This is a genomic window from Mycobacterium sp. 852002-51961_SCH5331710, from assembly GCF_001665535.1.
Lineage (GTDB): Bacteria > Actinomycetota > Actinomycetes > Mycobacteriales > Mycobacteriaceae > Mycobacterium.
Window position 1 is genome coordinate 1 of the sequence record NZ_LZSQ01000110.1, and the last position, 5,344, is coordinate 5,344.

General features: G+C 60.6%; 4 protein-coding genes. 3 read left to right on the plus strand and 1 reads right to left on the minus strand.

What is annotated here, in order from left to right; all coding sequences use genetic code 11:
• Positions 1–1,136 (plus strand): glycosyltransferase (locus A5752_RS19275; protein WP_197500683.1); only part of this gene is annotated, 1,136 nt, incomplete at its 5' end.
• A gap of 61 nt (positions 1,137–1,197) precedes the next feature.
• Here the strand turns inward: A5752_RS19275 and A5752_RS19280 are convergent.
• Entirely contained in the window at positions 1,198–1,890 is a 693-nt protein-coding gene (locus A5752_RS19280; RefSeq protein WP_231983457.1) for a rhamnosyl O-methyltransferase, read from the minus strand.
• A 330-nt stretch (positions 1,891–2,220) separates the two neighbouring features.
• Here A5752_RS19280 and A5752_RS19285 point away from each other — a divergent pair, with 330 nt between their 5' ends.
• On the plus strand, positions 2,221–3,075 hold the full coding sequence (locus A5752_RS19285) for a GAP family protein (RefSeq protein WP_197500684.1): 855 nt from the start codon (positions 2,221–2,223) through the stop codon (positions 3,073–3,075).
• Positions 3,076–3,180: 105 nt separating this feature from the next.
• A complete protein-coding gene (htpG, locus tag A5752_RS19290; protein ID WP_067088774.1) occupies positions 3,181–5,106 on the plus strand; it encodes a molecular chaperone HtpG in 1,926 nt (641 codons plus the stop codon).
• Positions 5,107–5,344 lie beyond the last annotated feature (238 nt).

Genomic DNA, 5,344 nt, shown 5'->3' on the forward strand with positions numbered 1-5,344 from the left:
CGTATGGGCCGGATCTGCAGGAGATGCTCGATGCACATCGCGCCTTATGGTCCCGTTTCTCTCGCAACTTCTGGAAGGTCCACCAACTGATTGCGCTGTGGCAAGAAGCATGGGCTCCCCGCATTCGGTGCTGGGAAGAGACCAGCAAGACATTGAAAACGCTGGCGCAGGGAGCCGATCTGTTGCTCAGTGGCGTTATCGGCGAGGAAGCCGCCGCGAACGTAGCGGAGTCTTACGGTATTCCATTTGCGACCCTTCACACCTTCCCGATGAGGCCCAGTGGACAGCTGGTTCCGTTCCTTCCAACCGCCCTGGCTCGCAGTGCAGCGGCAGCGTCCGAGTGGTTTGGGTGGCCGATGACAAAGAAGCTCGAGGACACCCAACGCGTCGCGCTGGGTCTACCAAAGGCGAAAAGGCCCCCCTCGCGACGCATCCCGATGAGCGGAGCGCTCGAAATCCAAGCTTACGATTCGGTGTGCTTCCCCGGCTTGCAGTCCGAATGGGCGCAATGGCGGAGTCAACGGCCCTTCGTGGGCGCCTTGACGGTAGCGCAGCCAACCCCGTCCGATGGCGAAATCCAGGCATGGGTAAACGACGGGACGCCACCCATCTTTTTCGGCTTCGGCAGCACGCCGGTGAAGTCTCCGTCCGAAACGCTCGCAATGATCAGCGACGCCTGCACCCAGCTCGGCGAACGCGCGTTGGTTTGCGCAGCGGAGACCGACTTCGGCGACATCGCGCGCTTTACGAATCTGAAGGTCGTGAGCGCCGCGAATTACGCAGCGGTTTTCCCTGCCTGCCGCGCGGTCGTGCACCACGGCGGCGGTGGGACCACGGCGGCGGGGCTGCGCGCCGGAGTCCCCACATTGATCCTTTCGACATGGTTTGACCAAGCGCTTTGGGGAAAGCAGGTCGAACGGTTGAAAGTGGGGAAAACGCGGCGCTTCGCAAGTGTCAGTCTTGAGACCCTGGTTGCGGACCTGCGCGACATTCTCGACGCCGACTATGTTGCCCGGGCTCGCGATATTGCCGCACACATGACGAGTGCCGGCGAAAGCGTTGCGGTCGCTGCGGACCACCTGGAAAGTGTCGTCCAAGCGGCGCACACGAGCACGCCCTCGGATTCGTACGACTGAAGCGACGCGCTGGAGAGGCATCGCTACGACCTCGCTCCAGGGGGACCAAAAAGTCCCCTGATCAGCGACGAATCAAGAACCCGTTTGTAGCAAAGGTGAAGCCGAACTTGTTCTCCCGTTTTCTGTCGTGACCATAGTCATCAGGAAATTCTTGTTCGTAGGCCTCTATCGCCTCGTACGGCCCTGGGCCGAAATGGGGCAGGACCGGATGGCCGTTGACGTTGGCATCCTCCACGATCATGTAATCGCCGGGATTCAGTAGAGGCCTCAGCAACTTCATCTCGCCTAAGACGTGACGCATGGAATGGTCGCTGTCCAAGATGACGAAAATTTTACCCGGGTAGTCTTCCTTCAAACTTCGAATTTGGTCGGCGACGGCCGGCTCCGTCGACGATGACTTCACAAAGGTGATGTCCGGGTCACGGCGGGCTGACGGGTCCAGCACCCTGAGGGAAACGTCCACCGACAGAACCCTGAAGGGATTTCCTAGTTGCCGCATAACGGTCGCGAAGAACACTGCCGAGCCGCCGTAGCGGGTGCCGAACTCGATTACCAACGAGGGCGTCAGGTCAGCGAGAATTTCCTGGTAATTCCACATGTCGCTGACGGATTTCCAGCAGGTGATCCCCATCCAGGTCGTTTGACCCTGAAGCAGGGTCCCGTAGTACCACTTGTGGTATTCCTCGGCCACCGCGCCGGTTGGCCGGTAGATCATCCCCGCAACAAAGTCGGCAAGTCGCCTCGGTACCCCCACCAGTTTCCTCTTCGCAATTCGGCCGCAGTCCCCCACAGCGGATCCGACGCAGTAACACGCCATCGCCTCGGCTGAGGCGTTTCAAAGCCAGCGTAACAAGGGATGGACGCGCCGACGCCTTCATTTTCGCGCGACATGTGCGCCGTCCACGTTCGCGGTACGACGCGGCCCCACCACCTGGGGTTACGGCGCCTGCGCTGCTACTCCGCACGCGACGCATGGCCGTAGTTCTCAATGCGGCCCGGCTCGCGCGTCGAGGGTTCGACTTCGATGTCGAAGATCGGATGCCAGCGCTGCGCCATAGCCTCCAGCAAACAAAACACTCGATAAGTGAAGGTCGTCAAGGTAATGTTCGACCCCATGTGGGGGTCTTTGCTGGTGCTCGCGCTGTTGACAACGGTCAACCCCGTGCGCCTGGGCATCATCCTGCTGGTGCTTTGCCGTCCACGCCCCATCCCGAGCCTGCTCGCCTACTGGACCGGTTGCGTAGTGATTGGTCTAGCCTCCGTGGTGGGTCCTCTCCTTGTGCTTCACGCTATTCCGACGTCGGCAGCATTTATAAAGCAGTTCGCCGACCCGGCTGACAACCCGACCGTCCAGAAAACAGCAATCGGCACCGGCGTCGCCCTGCTGCTGGTCGCCGCCTTCATAGGGCTGCGCTCGATCGCACGCCAGCGGTCCCGTGTGCCGGTGACGAGCAGCCATGGTCGGGGTTCCACGCCCGATGAGGCGGGCGGCGGCGAACGAGCTCACCAAGAACCACGCTCAAGCGTCCCATCGGTGATCTCTCAGCTGATCGGTAGCGCGCAAGGCGAGGGCGGATCCGTGATCGTCAGACTTTTCCGCCGCGTCCGCAGTGCATGGCAGAACGGATCCCCATGGCCTGCGTTCATCGTCGGGGTGATAATCGTCCCGCCGCTCGACGGGCTTTTACTAGTATTAGCTCTCATCGTCGCTTCGGGTGCAGCGGTGGAAGTCCAAGTCATCGCCGCTATCGCCTACATCATCGGAATGCTCACCGTCGAGGAGGTCATTCTGGTTTCCCACCTCGCCGCACCGGCGAAAACCGAAGCGGCACTGCGGCGGCTGCATGATTTGACGGTTACTCACACACGAAAAATACTGGTGGCTTTCCTGGCGGTGGCCGGGATTACGATGATAGCCAGGGGTATGGGATTTCTCTAACTGCCCCGCTGGTCTCCGTTGCTGGGTGGCCCGGTCGATGACGTGGTCGGTGCTATCTTGGCGAGAAACGGACAAGCGAAGGTTGTTTCGTCGAACGGAAATCACATGACTACACATGTCGAACGACTTGAGTTCCAGGCCGAGGCACGCCAACTCCTGGATTTGCTGATCCACTCGGTCTACTCCAACAAGGACTCATTCCTGCGGGAGCTGATCTCGAACGCCTCGGATGCGCTGGACAAGCTGCGTCTGGCGTCGCTGCAGGACAAGGACCTCGATGTCGACACATCCGATCTACATATAGAGATCGACGTCGACAAGCATCAACGCATCCTTACCGTGCGAGACAACGGCATCGGGATGACGCGCGAAGAGGTCGTGGATCTCATCGGCACCCTCGCAAAATCAGGCACCGCCGAATTGCGTCAAAAGCTGCGTGAAGCCAAGACCGACGCGGCATCTGAGGAACTGATCGGTCAGTTCGGCATCGGTTTCTATTCGACATTCATGGTGGCCGACAATGTCGAGCTCCTCACCCGGAAGGCCGGCGAGAGCGAGGGCACGCGGTGGGCGTCAAGCGGCGACGGCACATACACGATCGAATCAGTCGATGATGCGCCGCAGGGTACGTCGGTCACGCTTCACCTCAAGCCCGAAGACCGTGATGACCAGCTGCACGATTACACCGCTGAGTGGAAGATCAAGGAGCTCGTCAAGAAGTACTCCGACTTCATCGCGTGGCCGATTCAGATGCAGGTCGAGCGAATCGCAAGTGCCGCGGAGGAGGGGGGTAGTGACACCGTAACCATCGAGACGCAGACCCTCAATTCGATGAAGGCGTTGTGGGCCAAGTCCAGACACGAGGTCTCCGACGAGGAGTACAACGAGTTCTACAAACATATCGCCCACGCATGGGACGACCCTCTCGAGATAATCACGATGAGAGGCGAAGGCACCTACGAGTATCAGGCGCTGTTGTTCATCCCATCGCAGGCCCCGTTCGATTTGTTCACCCGGGATGCCAAGATCGGCGTGCAACTTTATGTCAAGCGGGTTTTCGTGCTGGGCGACTGCGACGAATTGATGCCCAGGTACCTCCGCTTCGTCAAAGGGGTCGTCGACGCGGAAAATCTGTCCCTCAATGTTTCTCGCGAGATCCTGCAGCAGGATAGGCAAGTCACAGCGATACGTCGCCGTTTGACGAAGAAGGTTTTGTCGACGATTTCGGATCTGCAGTCGGGGCGACCGGAGGACTACCGCGCGTTCTGGGCACAGTTCGGCGCGGTGCTCAAAGAGGGTCTGATGTCAGACACCGACAACCGCGACACACTGTTGCGTGTTTCGTCGTTTGCCTCAACGCACAGCGACGAAGACCTCATTACCTTGCCCGAATATGTCGAGCGCATGAAGGAAGGGCAAGAGCAGATCTTCTACGCCACCGGCCAGTCGCGTGAGCAACTACTGAAGTCGCCGCATCTAGAAGCATTCAACGCGAAGGGCTACGAGGTGTTACTGCTCACCGACCCCGTCGACGAGATCTGGGTGGGGTCCGTGCCCGAATTCGACGGCAAACCGCTGCAATCGGTGGCCAAGGGTGAGGTCGACCTTGACTCGGAGGACGACAAGAGCGAGGCCGAGCGCGAGGAGCAGGAGAAGGATTTCGCCGACTTGCTGACCTGGTTGAAGGAGGTCTTGAGCGAACACGTTGCAGAAGTGCGATTGTCAAAGAGGCTGACCGAATCGCCGGCCTGCCTGATCACTCCGACCTTCGGCATCACACCTGCGCTCGCGCGCATGTATCGAGCTTCGGGACAGTCGGTCCCAGTCGGTAAGCGTATTCTCGAGCTGAACCCGAAGCATGCGCTGATCACTGGGCTGCAGCAGGCGTATAAGGACCGCGGGGCCGATCCGTCTCTGGTCGAAACCGCCGAATTGCTCTACGGAACAACTCTTCTCGCCGAAGGCGACGTGCCCGACGATTCGACGAGGTTCGCCGGGATGCTCGCCGAGCGTCTGGCACGCACGGTCTAGAGCACACGGCCCTCTTCCCCGCACACAGACAGACTCATATCGAGCCGCAGGGGTCATAGCACAGCGGCGTCGATACGGGACATAACGATATCGCGCCGGAATCCGCGCCGTTCCAAGGCCGTGAGGTCGTGGGGGGGGGGGGGGGGGGGGGGGGGCGCGGCGGGCGTGGGGGAGGGCGCCAGGGCGGCCACGAGGCAGGGCGAGGACAATGGCCCGGGGGGGTGGGACGCGCGGGCGC

Excerpts from the sequence above, each read along its gene's own strand:
- htpG (WP_067088774.1), top strand. The coding sequence starts at position 3,181 with ATGACTACACATGTCGAACGACTTGAGTTCCAGGCCGAGGCACGCCAA.